Annotated in this window: 13 protein-coding genes and 1 pseudogene; 4 read left to right on the top strand and 10 right to left on the bottom strand. The window is 73.7% G+C overall.

Going from position 1 to position 17,045, the window contains the following annotated elements; genetic code table 11:
* Positions 1-56: 56 nt before the first annotated feature.
* Positions 57-1,403 (bottom strand): ammonium transporter, encoded by a 1,347-nt coding sequence (locus ACFVSN_RS01550; RefSeq protein ID WP_380435412.1) that lies wholly within the window; start codon positions 1,401-1,403, stop codon positions 57-59.
* Positions 1,403-2,773 (bottom strand): ammonium transporter, encoded by a 1,371-nt coding sequence (locus tag ACFVSN_RS01555; RefSeq protein WP_387596185.1) that lies wholly within the window; start codon positions 2,771-2,773, stop codon positions 1,403-1,405. The genes ACFVSN_RS01550 and ACFVSN_RS01555 overlap by 1 nt, the downstream gene beginning before the upstream one ends.
* A 275-nt stretch (positions 2,774-3,048) precedes the next feature.
* Between ACFVSN_RS01555 and ACFVSN_RS01560 the strand changes: the two genes are divergently transcribed.
* Entirely contained in the window at positions 3,049-3,789 is a 741-nt protein-coding gene (locus ACFVSN_RS01560; RefSeq protein WP_387596182.1) for a glycine-rich protein, read from the top strand.
* 238 nt (positions 3,790-4,027) lie between these two features.
* Positions 4,028-4,801: an Ig-like domain-containing protein gene (locus ACFVSN_RS01565; protein ID WP_387596331.1), complete on the top strand. Its 774-nt coding sequence runs from the start codon at positions 4,028-4,030 to the stop codon at positions 4,799-4,801.
* Between the two features lie 122 nt (positions 4,802-4,923).
* Here ACFVSN_RS01565 and ACFVSN_RS01570 read toward each other — a convergent pair whose 3' ends face one another.
* Complete coding sequence (locus ACFVSN_RS01570) at positions 4,924-6,582, bottom strand: LCP family protein (RefSeq protein ID WP_387596179.1); 1,659 nt, start codon at positions 6,580-6,582, stop codon at positions 4,924-4,926.
* A gap of 198 nt (positions 6,583-6,780) precedes the next feature.
* Here ACFVSN_RS01570 and lanL point away from each other — a divergent pair, with 198 nt between their 5' ends.
* Entirely contained in the window at positions 6,781-9,510 is a 2,730-nt protein-coding gene (lanL, locus tag ACFVSN_RS01575) for a class IV lanthionine synthetase LanL (protein WP_387596176.1), read from the top strand.
* A 2-nt stretch (positions 9,511-9,512) separates the two neighbouring features.
* Positions 9,513-9,644, top strand: a complete 132-nt coding sequence (locus ACFVSN_RS01580) for a hypothetical protein (protein WP_380435407.1) — start codon at positions 9,513-9,515, stop codon at positions 9,642-9,644.
* 67 nt (positions 9,645-9,711) lie between these two features.
* Here ACFVSN_RS01580 and ACFVSN_RS01585 read toward each other — a convergent pair whose 3' ends face one another.
* The 7 genes and pseudogenes from ACFVSN_RS01585 to ACFVSN_RS01615 all read right to left on the bottom strand — a co-directional run bounded on the left by ACFVSN_RS01585 (position 9,712) and on the right by ACFVSN_RS01615 (position 16,937).
* A complete protein-coding gene (locus tag ACFVSN_RS01585; protein WP_387596173.1) occupies positions 9,712-10,332 on the bottom strand; it encodes a hypothetical protein in 621 nt (206 codons plus the stop codon).
* 89 nt (positions 10,333-10,421) lie between these two features.
* Positions 10,422-11,027, bottom strand: a complete 606-nt coding sequence (locus ACFVSN_RS01590; RefSeq protein ID WP_387596171.1) for an AAA family ATPase — start codon at positions 11,025-11,027, stop codon at positions 10,422-10,424.
* Between the two features lie 21 nt (positions 11,028-11,048).
* The gene (locus tag ACFVSN_RS01595) at positions 11,049-11,807 is read right to left on the bottom strand and encodes an AAA family ATPase (protein ID WP_387596168.1); all 759 of its coding nucleotides are present in this window, start codon (positions 11,805-11,807) and stop codon (positions 11,049-11,051) included.
* A gap of 77 nt (positions 11,808-11,884) precedes the next feature.
* Entirely contained in the window at positions 11,885-13,453 is a 1,569-nt protein-coding gene (gene murJ / locus ACFVSN_RS01600) for a murein biosynthesis integral membrane protein MurJ (protein WP_387596165.1), read from the bottom strand.
* Between the two features lie 116 nt (positions 13,454-13,569).
* On the bottom strand, positions 13,570-14,247 hold the full coding sequence (locus ACFVSN_RS01605; RefSeq protein ID WP_387596162.1) for a hypothetical protein: 678 nt from the start codon (positions 14,245-14,247) through the stop codon (positions 13,570-13,572).
* Between the two features lie 363 nt (positions 14,248-14,610).
* Positions 14,611-14,958 (bottom strand): annotated as a pseudogene (locus ACFVSN_RS01610) ((2Fe-2S) ferredoxin domain-containing protein); the annotation flags it as partial.
* Positions 14,955-16,937: a heavy metal translocating P-type ATPase gene (locus ACFVSN_RS01615; protein ID WP_387592702.1), complete on the bottom strand. Its 1,983-nt coding sequence runs from the start codon at positions 16,935-16,937 to the stop codon at positions 14,955-14,957. The gene ACFVSN_RS01615 and the pseudogene ACFVSN_RS01610, both read right to left, overlap by 4 nt.
* Between the last annotated feature and the right edge of the window lie 108 nt (positions 16,938-17,045).

Raw genomic sequence — 17,045 nt, forward strand, 5'->3', positions numbered from 1 at the left:
ACCCTAACCGAGCCGCCGACCGTCGGAACGGCCGGTGGCCCGGCGGGTGCACGCCGTCACTCCCGCAGCTGCTCCGGGTCGGCCGCCAGGATGCGGCGGACCTGGTCGAGCAGGGCGCTGGGGTCGTGCTCGGGGCCGCGTTCGTCGATGCCGCTGCCGCGCAGGGCGTCGGCGATCTCCTTGAACTGGACGTCCCAGTCGTTCTGGTAGACCTGCTCGTGCTCCTCCGCCGCGTGCGACTGGCGCAGTCCGACGGTGCGGTCGACGACCTTGCCGATCAGCGCCGTCATCGCGAACGAGAACAGGCCGATCACCAGCACCGCCACCAGCTGCTTGCCGAGCAGGTCCCAGCCGCCGCCGTAGAACAGGCCCTTCTTGCCGGTCATCGCGCCGGTCGCCGCGAGGCCGGCCATCACCATGCCGAACAGGCCGCCCCAGCCGTGGATGCCGACCACGTCCAGGGTGTCGTCGACGCCGAAGCGGTACTTCCAGCTGATCGCGAAGGCGCAGGTGAGCCCGGCCAGGAAGCCGATCACCGACGCCCACAGCGGGGTGACGTCGCCGGCCGCCGGGGTCATCGCGACCATGCCGGTGACCGCACCCATGCTGATGTCGAGCAGCCCGACCTGGCGGGTGCGCCACCAACTGGTCACCGCCCAGCCCGCCATGGCCGCGCCGGCGGCGAACTGGGTGTTGACGAAGGCCATCGCCGCCGCGCCCGGCACGCCCAGCGAGGAGCCGGTGTTGAAGCCGAACCAGCCGAACCACAGCAGCGCGAGGCCGATCACCACGAGCGGCAGGTTGTGCGGGCGGATCGGCTGGCGCTCGAAGTCCTCGCGCCGTCCGGCGACCGCCGCCAGCGCCAGCCCGGCCGCGCCGGAGGCGAGTTCGACGACCGTGCCGCCGGAGAAGTCGACCGCACCGAGCCGTGCGGCGACCCAGCCGTCCGGGGCGAACACCCAGTGCGCCATCGGGACGTAGACCAGCAGGGTCCAGGCGGAGGCGAAGACCAGCCAGCCCTTCATCTTCGCCCGGCCCGCCACCGAGCCGCTGATCAGAGCGACCGTGACGATGGCGAAGGACATGTGGAAGACGGAGAAGGTCACCGTCGGGGTGTCGCCGGTGCGGCTGGTCAGGCCGACGCCGGACATGAAGACGTGGTCGAGGTCGCCGATCACCCCGAGCCCGCCCGCGTCGTGGCCGAAGGCCAGGCTGTAGCCGAGCGCGAACCAGATGATGCCGACCAGCACCACGCAGCCGAAGCACATCTTCAGCATCGCGATGACCTGGCCGGTCTTCACCATGCCGCCGTAGAAGAACGCCAGTCCGGGCGCCATGAGCAGCACCATGGCGGCGGCCATGATGAGCCAGGCGGCGTTGCCGGTGTCGAAGCTCTGGGGCATCACTTCTCCTGCTCACGCCGTTCGAGGACCTGCCGGAGCTCGGCCAGCAGCTCGGCGTCCACCGTGCTGGAACCGGCCTCAGCGCCACTCGCGCCCACGGTGACGGGCACCCGGGCAGCAGTCAGCCGCCGACGGATCTCGGCGATCGTCTCGTCGTCGTACGCCTGCTCCTCCTCCGCGCCGGGCACGTGCTCGTACTCCTCGGCGGCCCGGAAGCCGACGGTCTGCTCGATCACCTGGGCGATCAGCCACGTCACGCCGAACGAGAAGGCCGCGCAGACCACGACGCCGACGGCCTGACGCCACAGGAGGTCGACGCCGCCGCCGTACAACAGGCCCTTCTTGCCGCTCATCTGGAAGGTGGCGAACAGGCCGATGCCCAGCACGCCGACGATCCCGCCCCAGCCGTGCACGCCCACCACGTCGAGCGTGTCGTCGTAGCGCAGCTTGTACTTGAGGTTGATCGCGAAGGCGCAGACGACGCCCGCGACGAAGCCGATCACCAGCGCGCCGACCGGGGAGACCTCGCCGCAGGCCGGGGTGATGGCCACCATGCCGGCCACGGCGGCGGAGGCGACGCCGAGCATCTCGACGTGCCCGAGGCGCCACTTCTCGATCAGCGGCCAGCCGACCATCGCGCCGCACGCGGCGAGCTGGGTGTTGAGGAAGGCCATCGGCGCGGTGCCGCCGGTCTGGAGGGCGGACCCGGCGTTGAAGCCGAACCAGCCGAACCACAGCAGCGCGAGGCCGACCACGACCAGCGGCAGGTTGTGCGGGCGGATGGTCTCGCGCTCGAAGTCCTTGCGCTTGCGGACCACGATCGCGACGGCCAGGCCGGCCGCGCCGGAGTTGATCTCCACGGGCATGCCGCCGGCGAAGTCGAGCGCGCCGAGGTGCGCGGTGATCCAGCCGTCGGGCGCGAACACCCAGTGCGCCATGGGCACGTAGACGAACAGCGTCCAGGCGACGACGAACCACAGCCAGCCGCGCATCGTCGCCCGGCCCGCGATCGAACCGCTGATCAGGGCGACGGTGATGATCGCGAAGGCCATCTGGAAGGCCGAGAAGACGACGGTCGGGATGGAGCCGCTCAGGCTGTTCATCCCGATGTCGTGCATCATCCAGTGCGCGGGCGAGCCGATCAGGCCGAGGCCGCCGACGTCCTTGCCGAAGGCCAGGCTGTAGCCGATCGCCAGCCACAGCATGGTGACCAGGGCCAGGCAGACGAAGCTCATCTTGAGCATGACCAGCACGTGCTTGGTCTTGACCATGCCGCCGTAGAAGAAGGCGAGGCCGGGGGTCATCAGCAGCACCATGGCCGTACTGGCCATGAGCCAGGCCGTGTTGCCCGTATCGGGAGTGTTAGGCATCCGAGGTCTCTCCGGGTCGGGGAGGAGTGTGCGGGGCGCGCAGCATGATGGCCATCATTCCGCAATGCGGAAATACAATTCCGCCAGACGTCGAGGAAGGTAGAGGTGCCGCCGGGGTCCGTCAACAGCTTGTTGAGGGACTTGGCCGTTTCTTTGACAACCCGTGGCATCGGCCTTCCGTCCGGCCCGACTGTGCGGCCACCCGACCGGGAAGCCCGCGCACCGTGTGGATCACCAGTGGTCTACCGGCGGGTCGGCCACCAGGCTGTGCCCTCATGAACAGATCCACCCTGACGGCACTCGCCGGTGCGACCGGCCTGCTCGCCGCCGCCCTCGTCCCCGCCGCCGCGTCCCCCGCGTCCGCAGCCCCCGCCGGGTCGCCCTGCGGCACCGGCGGAGTCCTCACCACCGCCTCGCCCGCCTGCACGTACACCGCCGCGGGCACGGACACCTTCACCGTCCCGAACGGCGTCAGCGCCGTGACCGTCGACCTGTTCGGCGCCGAGGGCGGCAGCGCGGCCGGCTACGTCCTCCCCAACCCGGCGAACACCGGCGCACCCGGCGGCCTCGGCGGCGAGTCCCGCGCGACGCTGGCGGTGGTCCCCGGCCAGACCCTGCAGATCACCCTCGGCGCGGCCGGCGTCCCCGGCAGCTCCCGGCACGGTGAGTTCGCCCGCCCGGGCGGGTACGGCCACGGGACGGGCGGCGGCGGCGCGCACAGTGGCGGCGGCTCCGGCGGTGGTGGCTCCGACGTCCGCACCGGTGCCTTCGGCGCCGGCGACCGGGTGCTGGTCGCGGGCGGCGGTGGCGGCGCGGGCAACGGCGGGCCGCTGCTGCACGGCGGAAACGGCGGCGGCCCGGCCGGCGAGCCCGGCGGCCAGGGCGGCGGGCTCGATGGCTCGGGCGTCGCGGGCGGCGGCGGGAGCCGGACCGCCCCCGGCACGGGCAGCCCGAATTCGGCGCTCGGCGGCCCCGGCACGCCCGGCGGCGACTACGACCGGCCAGTGCAACCCTGACAGCGGGAGCGGCGGCAACGGCGCCCGCGGGGGCAACGGCGGCGGTGGCGGCGGAGGCGGCTACTTCGGCGGCGCCGGCGGCTCCGGCGGCGGCAACCCCGGCAACCTCTACGGCGCCGGCGGGGGCGGCGGCAGCAGCTACGCCGCCCCGGACGCCACGGGTGTCGCGCTGCTCCAGGGCGTCAACCACGGCGGCGGGCGGGCCGTCGTCTCGTACCGGTACGACACCGCCACGGCGGTGTCCGCCGACACCGCGACGCCGCTGTTCGGCCACCCGGTCACCGTCACGGCGTCCGTCGCCGCGGCCGACCCCGAGGCGCCCACGCCGACCGGGACGGTCACGTTCTCCGACGGCACGGTGCCGCTGGCCACCGTGCCGCTGACCGACGGCCGCGCGAGCTTCACCACCGCCGCCTTCCAGCCCGGCAGCCACCCGATCACCGCCACGTACGGCGGCGACCTGGGCCACGCGCCGAGCAGCGCACCGGCGGCGGACGTGACGGTCGGCTTCAGCACGCCGTGCCTGACGGCGGCGCACCACGGCCCGCTGACCGTCGCCTCCGGGGACGCACTGTGCCTGGCGGCGGACGCCACCCAGGACGGCCCGGTGACCGTCCGGCCGGGCGGCGCACTGGCCGTCTCCGGGGCGGAGATCCACGGGAAGCTGTCGGCGGACGGGGCCCTCGCGCTCACCATCTGCCGATCCACGCTGGCGGGCGCCGTCACCGTCCACGGGAGCAGCGGCCTCGTCCGCATCGGGTCGGCCGTCGAAGCCGACGGCTGCGCCGGCAACGAGATCCACGGCCGCCTGACGGTGGACGCCGGCACCGGAGGCGTCGACGTGGCCGGAAACACCGTCACAGGACCCGTGGAGATCACCGGCAACAGCGGCGCCGTCGCCGTCGCCGAGGCCAACACCGTCACCGGCCCGCTGCGCTGCGAGGGCAACACACCGGACCTCCGCCAGGCCGACAACACGACGACCGGCCCGCGCACCGGCCAGTGCCGATAGTGCCGTAGCCGCAGCCGTAGCCGTAGCCGTAGCCGTAGCCGTACACCGAACGACCCGCATGGCCCCGGACTCGCCCGGGCCCATGCGGCGGGCCCGGTGCCGAGCGTCGGAACCGCGGGACCTCAGAAGACGCAGGGGATCCCGCCGTCGGACTGGGCGTCGACCTTGGGGCCCTGCATCGGGAGGTTGGCGGCCGGGTCGCTCGGGGCGGTGGCGGGGGTGGCGGGCCGGTCGGAGGCGACGCCGTCGAAGGACGTGCCGAGCGTGACCACGACCCGGCCGGCGCCGGCCGAGGCCGACTCGGTGGCGGTGACGCCGTAGCGGGCGGCGATCTGGTCGGCGGCCTCCTTGGCGCCCTTGCCGTAGGTGACGGTGGTGGTCTTCGGCTTGGTGCGCGCCGGGCCGGTCGTCCCCTGCTTGAAGCCCATGCCGACCAGGACCTTGGCCTCGTTGGCGGAGGACACCCCGGCGGCGGAGGAGGCGTTGAACACGTCCACGGTCGCCGGGGCGGCCGCTTGGGTGGGGGTCGGGGGCGCGGCCGGGGTTTCCGTCGCGCTGCCGGTCGGGGTGTCGCTCGGGGCCGCCACGGGGGCGGCGGCGTCGGCGCCGCCGAAGACCTGCTTGACCACCTTCTGGATCTTCGCCGGGGTGACGAGGTTGACGTCCTGCGGCGGGTCGCCCTTCTTGCCGCCGGTGTCGTAGGTCAGGGTGTTGAACTCGACGTTGCCGCCGGTCAGCGCCGGGGCCTGCTGGGCGAAGTCGAGGATGTTCCACTCGTTGTCGATGACCAGGTCCTTCTGCACCACGCCGAACAGCTTCTGCATCGCCCCGAAGTCGCCGACGACGCCCTGCTGCTTGAGCTTGTGCATCACCGAGGAGATGAAGGCCTGCTGGCGGTGGGTGCGGGCGAAGTCGTCCGAATTGCCGTGCCCGTCGTTGAGGTTGTGGCGCTGGCGGACGAAGGAGAGGGCGTCGGCGGCGTTGAGGTGACTGACCCCGGCCGGGAGCTTGAGTCCGGTGCCGCCGCCCTCGTGGCCGGGCGTCCGGGAGATGATCGGGTCGTCCACCGGGTGGGTCAGACAGACGTCGATCGGCTCCAGCGCCTTGGCGATGTCGTAGAAGCCCATCAGGTTGACCTCGGCGATGTGGTCCACCGGCTGGTCGACGAACCGCTGGACGGTCCGGATGGTGGCCGCGCGCCCGGCGTCCCGGCCGGCCTTCTCCAGGTCCGCGCCCTTGAGCCCCTTGGCCCTGGAGCTCTTGTCGAACCGGTCCTTGGCGTTGCCGTAGGCCTCCTTGATCTTGGCCATGCCCGTCTCGGAGCCGTCGCCGTTGTAGGTCATCACCCAGTCGTCGCGCGGGATGGAGACCGCCTGCACCTTGCCGCCGCCGGCCGGTATGTGCAGCAGGATCAGCGAGTTGGTGTTGTAGCCGCCGATGCTGGAGTCGGCACCGGCGTGCAGCTCGTTCTGGACGATGGCCGGGTCGACGTCCGAACCGTCCATGTTCTTGCGGCTGTCCAGGCCGATCAGCAGCAGGTTCACCGAGTTGTCGAGGTGCTTGGGGGCGTCCTTCTTCGTCTCGGCGATCGCGTTGGACGTGGTCATCCCGTCGGTCAGGGACGCGTACTCGTACCAGACCACGCCGCTGGCGGCGAACACCGACAGCCCCACCGAACACGCCACCGTCCGGCCGACGATGAGCGCCGGCGACCGCCTCCCGGCCGCGCCGCGTTCCGCCGCGCCGCCGGTGACCCGTCCACCACTCCGCCTCTGGCCCACGCCGCCTACCCCGTCCTCGAACGACAACTCTCCTGGTCCTGAGAGTCACTGACGGACCAAGCATGTTGCACGATGTGGCGCGGATCACGCACGCCCGGCGGAGACCCCGGATGTCAAGGAGGCTGGATTTGGTTTCTGATAAACCGTCAATTACCTTGCGGGATAGTCTCTTCCCGAAGCAACGATAGAATCCACGGCGTGCTCTCGCCCTACCGGTCAGTCCTCGCAGAGCTGTTGAAACGGTCCGATCCGACCACCGACTGGCGCGTCCACCACCTCGAACCGTGGCTGATGGTGACCCCACCGCACCACCGTCCGCGCCGCCAGGGCTGGAAGCTCCACGTCTCAGCGACCCTGGCGTCGGCGCCGCAGGTGATCGAGCGCGCGGGGCGGGTGCTGATCACGCACGGCTGCGCCTTCAAGTTCGCGGCCTCCCCGCGCGTCACGGCCGAGCTGACCGGCACCCGGGCACCGCGGGCGCAGTCCGGCAAGTTCCTCACCGCCTACCCCGTCGACGACGGCCAACTCCTCGTCATCGCCCGCGAATTGCACGAAACGACCGCCGGGATGCCCGGCCCCGCCATCCTCTCCGACCGCCGCTACCGGCCGGACAGCGTGGTGCACTACCGCTACGGGTGCTTCGCCCGGCCCCGGGTGCTCAACGACGACGGCTTCTACCAGGGCCGCCTCACCGCCCCGGACGGCACCGTGAGCACGGACGAGCGCCACCCGTGGTTCTCGCCCCCGCCCTGGGCCGAGGACCCGTTCCGGACCCCGGCCACCACCACCTCGGCCCCTCCCCGCCGCCGCGGCAGCCCGGTCCTGCTCGCCGACCGCTACCTCGTCAAGGAGGCGGTCCGGCACTCCAACCGGGGCGGCGTCTACCGCGCCGAGGACACCCGCACCGGCGAGCGCGTCCTCCTCAAGGAGGCCCGCCCGCACGTCGCCGCCGACCAGGACGGCCGGGACGCCCGGGACCGGCTGCGCCACGAGGCGCACGTCCTGGCGGAACTCGCTCTCCGGGGCATCACGCCCCGGGTACTGGAGCTGTTCGAGTCCGGCGGCCACCTGTTCCTGGCCGAGGAACTCGTCCCGGGCCGCAACCTCCAGCAGTGGACCGCCGAGCACCTGGAACGGGGCGACGGCCACGTGCCCGCACCGGCGGCCCGGCGGCTCGCGCGCGACCTCGTGCGGCTGCTCGCCGAGGTGCACGCCGCCGGACTCGTGCTGCGCGACTTCAAGCCGGGCAACGTCGTGATGACCCCGGACGACCGGCCGGTCCTGGTCGACCTGGAGCTCGCCGTCCGCCCCGGCACCACCGTCCACCCCGCCGGTACACCGGGATTCACCGACCCCGAGCACCTCGGCTCCGCGGACGGACCGGCGCCGCGCCCGGCCCCCGGCCCCGAGGCGGACTGCTTCAGCCTCGGCGTGACCCTGCTCCACGCGACCACGGGCATCAGCCCGGTGCTCGCCGCCGACGGCGCACCGGCCCGACCGGCGGGCGAGCGGCTCGCGGCTCTCGTGGTCGCCGCCGCCGACCACGGCGCCCTGCGCGGCCTCGCCCCCGTGGTCACCGGCCTCACAGCGGCCCCCGCCACGCGCTGGACGCTCGCCCGGGCAGCCGAGTACCTCGCCCAGGAGCACCGCCCGTACGCACGGCCGTCGCCGGCCCCGTCGCCGACCTGGCCCATGGCCTCACCAACGCCCGAGCCAACGTCAGAGCCGACGCCCGAGCGCCTGATCGAGGACGGCCTCGCCCACCTCGCCGCCACCATGGACCGCTACGCCGAACACCTCTGGCCCGCCCCGAGGTCCCTGCCGCACGGCGACCCCTGCAACGTGCAGTTCGGCGCGGCCGGCGTGCTCGCCGTCCTCACCCGGGCCGTCCGCTGCGGCCACGAAGCCGCCCGCCCCGCACTGCGCGAGGCCGCCGACTGGCTGGACGAGCGGCTCAGCGAGCCCAGCCGGGTCCTGCCCGGCCTCTACTTCGGCCGCTCCGGCACCGCCTGGGCCCTCCACGACGCGGCCACCGCCCTGGACGACGGCCGCCTCGCCGACCGGGCCCTCGCCTACGCCCTGCGCATCCCGCTCGACTCCGCGACCACCGACGTCTGCCACGGCCTGGCCGGCGCCGGCCTCGCCCAGCTCCACCTGTGGCACCGCACCGGCGACCGGCACTTCGCCGACCGGACGGCCCGGTGCGCGGACGGACTGCTGCGCCTGCTGGCGGCCGCACCCGGCGTGGACTGGCCCCTCGGCCCGCCGGCCCGTGCCGAACTCGCCGGCTCCGCCACCTACGGCTTCGCCCACGGCGTCGCGGGCAACGCCGCCTTCCTGCTCGCCGCCGGCCGCGACCTCGGGCGGCCCGAGCTCACCGACATCGCCCTCGGCGGCGGCGAGGCCCTGTGCGCGCTCACCGAGTGGCGCGACGGCGCCGCGTACTGGCCCAAGGGCCCCGGCCGCACCGAACGCCCCGGCCTGAACTACTGGTGCCACGGCTCCTCGGGCATCGGCACGTTCCTGCTGCGCCTGTGGCAGGAGACCGGGGACCCGCGCCACCTCGCCCACGCCGAGGGCGCCGCGGTCGCCGTGCACCGCGACCGCCACCGCCTGGGGCCGGGCACCTGCCACGGCCTGGCGGGCAACGCCGAACTGCTCCTCGACCTGCACGCCGCCACCGGCGACGAGCACCACCTCGCCCGGGCCGACGCGCTCGTCCACGCCATCACCCCGCGCGCCGCGCGCCGTGACGGCCGGTACCTGGTCCCCGACGACACCCTGCGCGAGGTCACCGCCGCCTACAACGTGGGCCTCGGCGGCGTGCTCGACCTCCTGCTCCGCCGTCACCACGGCGGCCCCCGATCGTGGCTGGTCGACCGGCCGGCCACGGGCCCGCACCACCCGAGCCACGGAAAGGGGGAGTGAGAATGGAGAGCACCGTCCTGGAACTGCAGGAGCTGCCCGAGACCGAGGAGCAGCCGCTGGAGCCGATGATGTGCTGCGACACCGGCCACCGCAGCTTCGACCTGGTCGACCTCGCCGCGCACCCGGTCGACTGAGCGGTCGGGCCGCCCGGGGGGCATCCCGCCCCCGGGCGGTCGCCGGGCCCGGTGGGCATGCCGCTCGTCACCTGCTCCGCGGGTGGTAGGCGAGTTGACGCTCGACGGGAGCCGCGGCGAAGTCGCCGAGACCGTTGACGACGTCGCCGACCGCGAGCCGGATCCCCCGCGCGAGTCCCGACCCCTTGAGTACCGCACCGCGGCGGTCCGGGTCGGGGCCGGTGAAGTCGTCGCCCCCGGCCAGCCGGACGCTCTGCGCCGAGATGGCGCCGATGACCTGGGCGCCGTCGCCGATCATGCTGGAGCCGACGACCTCGGCGCCGTTGAGCAGCCGCGCGTGGTCGCCGACGGAGAGCAGCGAGCCGGGCTGGTTGGCCTTGATCTGCACCCCGCCGGGGCCGAGGGAGCACCCGTCGCCGACGACGATCCGTCCGCCGTCGGCCGCGAGCAGCAGCGTCGACGGGTGGAAGGTGCTGCCGCTGCCGATGGAGCACGTCCCGCCGTCGCACCGCACCACGACGCCGGGGAAGAAGGTGTTGCCCTCCCCGATCTCGGCGTCGCGTGCGATCAGCGTCGAGAACGGATCGAAGACGGTGTTGGTCTCGGCGAGGACGGCCATCTCGCCGAGCGTCCGGAACCCGTTCGTGCGGCGCTGCTCGTCCATCAGCTCGAACATCTTGTCGTGCACGCCGGCCCGCTCCCCTGTTTGATCATGTTGCACCGACTCTACGCACCCGAGAGCGCATACGGCGGTGGAGCCGCCCTGGTGCCGTGCCGTCAGGAGAGGGCGGCGGCCAGGCGCTGCGCCAGGGTGTCGTAGGGGCGGCAGGCGATCACCGGCAGGTGGTGGCTGCGGGCCCGGGCGGCGAGGTGGTGGGAGTAGCGGGCGCTGACGGCGGCGCGGGCAGGCTGGGGGCCGTCTTCGGGCTCGCGGTGGGCGTAGTTGGCGGCGATGGCGGCCGGGTCGTCCTCGTGGAGGAAGAGGGCGCGTACCCGGCGGCCGCGTGCCCGGGCTTCGGCCACCGCGCGGGCGGCGGCGGCCGGGGTGAGGTAGTCGCCTTCGACGATCGCGGGCACGTCGACGGTCAGGCGGTTGCGGACGACGCCGAGAAGCGCGTCGTCCAGGGCGTGCGCGGTGGCGATCTGCAGTTCCAGGACACGGTCGGCCGGCAGGTCCGCGTCGGGGTCGGCGAGGCCGTCGAAGTGGTGCAGGCCGGGGTGGGTCGCGGCGGAGGTCGCAGCCTGCAGGGCGGCCACGACGTCGTCGAACTCGACGACGAACGCGCCGTGCCGAGCGGCGAGTCGGGCGGCGGCGAGGCTCTTGCCGAGCCCGGAGGCCCCGCCGATCAGCAGGACGTCCCACGGGCTGTGGTTGGTGTGCATACGGCCACCGTAGGCGGCCGGTCAGGACGGCGGCTGTGCCGGGCCGGTCATGTGGCGCAGGTACGCCTCGGGGCGTTCCAGGTAGCGGCGCCAGTGGTCGACGATCGCGAGGTCCCGCCAGCGGGTGGGCCGGATGCCGTGGTCGCCGACCTCCAGGACGGCGGAGCCGGGGGTGGCGGCGAGGATCGGCGAGTGGGTGGCGCACACCACCTGGGCCCCGGTGCGGCCGAGTTCGTGCAGCAGGCCGACGAGTTGCAGGCTGGACGTGAAGGAGAGCGCCGCCTCCGGCTCGTCCAGGATGTAGAGGCCCGGCTCACGGAACATCGACTCGAAGACCGTGAGGAAGCCCTCGCCGTGGCTCATCAGGTCGGTGCGTTCGCTCCAGTATCGGCCCTGCCCCTGCTTCTCCTCCATCATCTGCAGCGCCGTCTCGGCTCGGAGGAAGAAGCCGTTGCGCCGCGAGCGCGGGCCGGAGGCCATCGCCCGGCCGCGCTCGGTGTAGTCGAGGCGCAGGTACTCGCCGAGCTCACCGCGCTCCCTGGGGCCGGCGTAGCGGGCACCGGCCCGCCCGCCGTAGTTGTCCACGCCGTAGGCCTCGGCGAGGGCCTCGACCAGGGTGGACTTGCCCGAGCCGTTCTCGCCGACCAGGAAGGTCACGGGCGCCGGGAAGGCGATGCCGCCGCCGAGCAGGCCCCGCACGCACGGGACCGTCCACGGCCACTGCGACAGCTGCCGCTCGGTGAGCATCTCCCGGTGGACGCGCATCCTCTCGACGATCACTCTTCTCGCCCTCCCTGGTTCGTGTACGGCTCGGCCCACCATAAGCAGCGGCACTGACAACGACCTCCGGGAGCCGATCAGCGCAGGCCGGGGAGGGCGCGCAGTTCGGTGATGCGGAGCAGGCGGGCGAGGAGGAGGAAGAGGAGCGCCATCGTGAGGCCGCCCGCCGTCAGGGAAAGAACCGGGGTGCGGAGAGCGGCCACGGCACCGTCCGTGCAGCCGAGGCCGACGAGCCAGCCGGCCGCGCCCGCGAGGGCCGCCGCCGCGGTGAGCTTGCCGTAGGTGCGGCAGATCCGGCGGCCGTCCAGCAGGCCCTCCGTACGGCGGCGCAGGCGGACCGCCGTCAGGAGCAGACCGACGCCGTACGCGAGCGCGTACGCGCCGGCCATCCCCGTGACGGCCCAGCGGGCCGGGAGCAGCAGGTGGCAGGCGGCGGCGAGCGCGACGTTGGTGACGCCGATCCACAGGGCGAGGCGGAACGGGGTGCGGGTGTCGTCGAAGGCGTAGAAGCCGCGCAGGAGGAGGTACTGCGCGGAGAACGGGACGAGGCCGAGCCCGAAGGCCTGGAGCATGTGGCCGAGCGGGACGGCCGTGGTGGGATCGGTGGCGCCGTGGGCGAAGAGGAGTTGCGCGATCTGCGGGCCGAAGGCGAGGAAGGCGAACGCGGCCGGGACGATGACGACGCCGCTGATCCGCAGCGAACGGGAGAGGTCGGCGCGGAGGTCGCCGATGCGGTGCTCGACGACCGCGCGGCTCATGCGCGGCAGCAGGGCGGTGACGAGGGTGACGGTGACGATCGACTGCGGCATCGTCCAGATCTGCTGTGCGTAGGTGTAGGCGGTGTACCCGACGCCGTCCTTCGGGAGGGTGGTGTCGGCGGCGGAGGCGAAGCGGGTGACGAGCGTGCTCGCGACGAGGTTGGTGAGGACGAACAACAGGGTCCAGCGGGCGGCGCTCACGCTCCTGCGCAGGCCGGTGCCGCGCCAGTCGAAGCGCGGGCGCGGCCGGAAGCCGGCGGCGAGGGCGTACGGGACGAGGGAGAGCGCCTGGAGGGCGAGCGCGACGGTGGTGCCGGTGCCGAGCAGGGCGACCTGTTCGGGGGTGATGCCGGAGACCTGGTCGGGGGCGTTCAACAGGCCGACGTACAGGCCGAACATCGCGATGAGGACGACGTTGTTGAGGACCGGGGTCCACATCATCGCGCCGAAGCGGTCCCGGGCGTTGAGGACCTGGCCGAAGATGCTGAAGACGCCGTAGAAGAAGATCTGCGGCAGCAGGTAGCGGGCGAACACAACGGTGAGCTCGAACGCGGCGTGCGTGTCGGGGGTGTCGCTCTGGTAGAGGGAGATGACGTCCGGCGCGGCCCACACCGCGAGGGCCGTCCCGGCGGCGAGGAGGCACAGCACGAGCGTGACGAGGCGCTGCTCGAACGCGGCGCCGCCGTCGGGGTGTTCGGCGCGGGCCCGGACGAGCTGCGGGACGAGCACGGAGTTGAGCGCGCCGCCGATCAGCAGGAAGTACAGGCTGGTGGGGACGGTGTTGGCCAGGTTGTACGTGGTGGCGAGCAGGCCGACGCCCAGGGCGTGGGCCTGGAGCACCTGGCGGATCAGGCCGGTGGCGCGCGAGACCACCGTGCCGGAGGCCATCAGCGCCGAGGAGCGCGGTAATCCGCTCGTCCGCCCCGGGGATGCGTGCCGTCCGCGCGTCTTCCATCCGATCATGGAATGAACTGACGCCCGGACGCCGGTTGGTGGTTCCCCGCTCAGTCCGTCCAGAGGGTGACCGTCGCGTTCAGCAGGTAGTCGGCCGGGGCGATCGAGTCGATCCTGATCAGGGCCGTGCGCCCGCCCGGGGTCCGGAGGCAGACGAGCGAGCCGATGCTCACGTGGGCGTCCTGGCCGGGGTGCGTCATGGCCCAGTCCCGGCACTGGGCGCCGGTCGGGGCCGACTGGCCGGACCAGATGCCGAACTGGTCGTGGTCCATCTGGATCTCGTCGCGCAGGTTGGCGGTCGTCGGCGTGAAGCCGGCGGCGTAGATGCCGTGCGCGAAGCCGGCGGCGCGGGACGGCGGGGTCAGGTCGAAGTCGATGCCGCCTTCCATGGGGACGGCGACCTGGCCGCTCCAGACCTGGACGGGTCCGGTGGCCGACGGGGACGGCGGCGCGGCAACAGAGGTGGCGGGCGCCGGAGTTGCGGAGGGCGTGGAGACCGATGACGCCACGGCGCCGGTCGGCGTGGGCAGTTGCTTCGGATCGTCGCTCTTGGGCCGCACCGCCGTCCCGAGGACCAGCGCCAGCACCCCGACCGCGACCACGCCGAACCGCGCCCCGGTCGTCTTGGGTCCGGGCAGGCTGATCCCGGCGCCGCTGGCGGCCTCGCGCGCGAAGGCCACGACGAAGCAGAGCAGTCCGAAGACCCACAGAGTGATCGTTCCGGCCATCGGTCCCCGTCCCCCGGCGCTTCCGATCCGACATCAGGCCCGCCGATGGTACCGGGTTCCGGGTGCGTGAGCGCCCCCAATTCCGCGCCGGGCGGCCTCAGTCGAGCGGCGCCGGCCGGCCTCAGTCGAGCGCCTCCCGGATCCGCCGGGAGGGCTGGAACTCGTAGAGGTTTGGGGCGTGTCTGTCGGGTCAGGTCGGAGGGCCGCGGCGTCAGGGTGCGTGCATCGCAAGGCGGAGGAGGGAGTCCATGCGGTGGGGGCACCTCCCGGCCGGAGGCTGGGGGACATCGGCGACCGACGACAACGCAGCGAGGCGCGTGCCCTGGCGTCGCGGCACCCGGCCTGACCCGACAGACACGCCCTAAGGACGCCCGGCGGGTCGGCCAGGCCCGGGCCGCCGCCGGCGACCCACGTGGCGATGTCGGCGACGGCGTCCGCGTCGTTGACGAGGGCGAGCCAGACCGGGCGGCCGCCCGCGCGGCGGCCCTCGGCGGAGGGCTGGACGACCATCACGTCGGCCTGCTCGCACGCGTCCAGGCAGGTGGTCGGGCGGACGGTCGCCACGCCGTCCAACGCGGTGCGCAGGTGGACGAGTTGGGCGGCGTGGTCCACACCGGGGACCTTCGGTGTGCCGCAGCAGCAGCCCCGGCAGACCGTCACCGTGCAGCGCGCCGCGGCGCTCTCCTTCTTCCGTCCCTCGCGGCGGCTCACCGGCCGGCCCGGGCGCGGGTCCAGGCGGCCTCGCGCAGCAGCCGCAGGCCGTTGAGGCCGACGATGACGGTCGAGCCCTCGTGGCCGAGGACGCCGAGCGGCAGCGGGAGGGTGGCGACGAGGTCCCACACGACCAGGGCGGAGATGAACACCGAGGCGATCACCAGGTTCTGCACGACGAGGCCGCGGGCCCGCCGGGAGAGCGCCACCACGGCCGGGACGGTGGCGAGTTCGTCGCGCACGACCACCGCGTCCGCGGTCTCCAGCGCGAGGTCCGAGCCCGCCCGGCCCATCGCGACGCCGGTGTGGGCGGCGGCCAGCGCGGGCGCGTCGTTGACGCCGTCGCCGATCACCAGCACCTTGCGGCCCGCCGCCTCGCGCTCGCGGACGGCGGCCACCTTGTCCTGCGGCAGCAGCGCGGCGCGCACGTCGGTGATGCCGACCTCGGCGGCCACGTGGGCGGCGGCGCGCGGGTTGTCGCCGGTGAGCAGCATCGGCGTCCCGCCGGTGAGCGCGGCGAGGGCGGTGACGGTGGCGGCGGCGTCGGGGCGCAGCCGGTCGGCGATGCCGAGCACGCCCAGCGGGACGCCGTCGGCCTCGACCAGGACGGCGGTGCGGCCGGCCGCCTCCAGCTCCCCCGCGTGCACGTTGGCCTGGTCGATCTCCGGGCCGCTGCGTCCTTCGAGCAGACGGGCGGGTGCGGCGACGGCGACGATGCGGCCGTCGATGGTGGCGCTGACGCCGATGCCGGGGGTGGAGGTGAAGTCCTCGGCGGCGGGGAGGGCGAGGCCCCGGGCGCGGGCGGCGTCGACGACGGCGCGGGCGAGCGGGTGCTCGCTGGGGTGCTCGGCCGCGGCGGCGAGGGTGAGCAGCCCGTCCTCGGTGAGGCCGGAGCCGGTGAGCGGGCGGAGGTCGGTGACGCGCGGGGTGCCTTCGGTGAGGGTGCCGGTCTTGTCGAGTGCGACGGTGTCGCTCTGGCCGAGGCGCTCCATGACGACGGCGGACTTGACGAGCACGCCGTGGCGTCCGGCGTTGGCGATCGCGGAGAGCAGCGGAGGCATGGTGGCCAGCACGACGGCGCACGGCGAGGCGACGATCATGAACGTCATCGCGCGCAGCAGCGAGTCGGTGAGGGCCGCGCCGACGGCGAGCGGGACGGCGAAGACGGCGAGGGTCGCGAGGACCATGCCGATCGAGTAGCGCTGCTCGACCTTCTCGATGAAGAGCTGGGTGGGCGCCTTGGTCTCGGAGGCCTCCTCGACCATCTGCACGATCCGCGCGATCACCGAGTCGGAGGCGTCCCGGTCGACGCGGATCCGCAGGGCGCCGGTGCCGTTGAGGGTGCCGGCGAAGACCTCGTCGCCGGCGGCCTTGGCGACGGGCAGCGGCTCGCCGGTGATGGTGGCCTGGTCGACCTCGCTCGCACCGTCCAGGACCCGACCGTCGGCGCCGATCCGCTCGCCGGGCCGCACGAGGACGGTGTCGCCGACGGCGAGCGCCTCGGTGGGGACGCTCTCCTCGGCGCCGCCCGCGAGGAGCCGGGTGGCGGTGGCCGGGGCCAGGTCGAGCAGGCCGCGCACGGAGTCGGCGGTGCGGGCGGTGGCCAGGGCCTCCAGGGCGCCGGAGGTGGCGAAGATGACGATCAGCAGCGCGCCGTCCATGACCTGCCCGACGGCGGCGGCACCGAGGGCGGCGACGATCATCAGCAGGTCGACGTCGAGGGTCTTCTCGCGCAGCGCCCGGAGGCCGGCCCACGCGGGCTCCCAGCCGCCGGTGGCGTACGCGAGGGCGTAGAGCGGGCCCCAGGCCCAGGCAGGGGCGCCGGTGAGCTGGAGCGGCAGCGCGGTCAGGAACAGCACCGTCGCCGCGGCGGCCCACCGGGCCTCGGGCAGGGCGAAGACCCGGGTGCGGCGGCGGGGGGCGGCGTCCGGACGCGGCGGCGCGGCGGGCGCCGGGCGCTCGATCAGGGTGGCGGGCATGGCAGGCGGGGACCCTTCGGGCACGACAGGACAAGGGCAGGGCTGGGCCCTGGGCGTTTCCACGATACATGAACATATGAACGCTCCTTCATTCATGGCCTGTACGAT

Source organism: Kitasatospora sp. NPDC057904 (genome assembly GCF_042887925.1).
In the GTDB taxonomy this organism is placed as follows: domain Bacteria; phylum Actinomycetota; class Actinomycetes; order Streptomycetales; family Streptomycetaceae; genus Kitasatospora.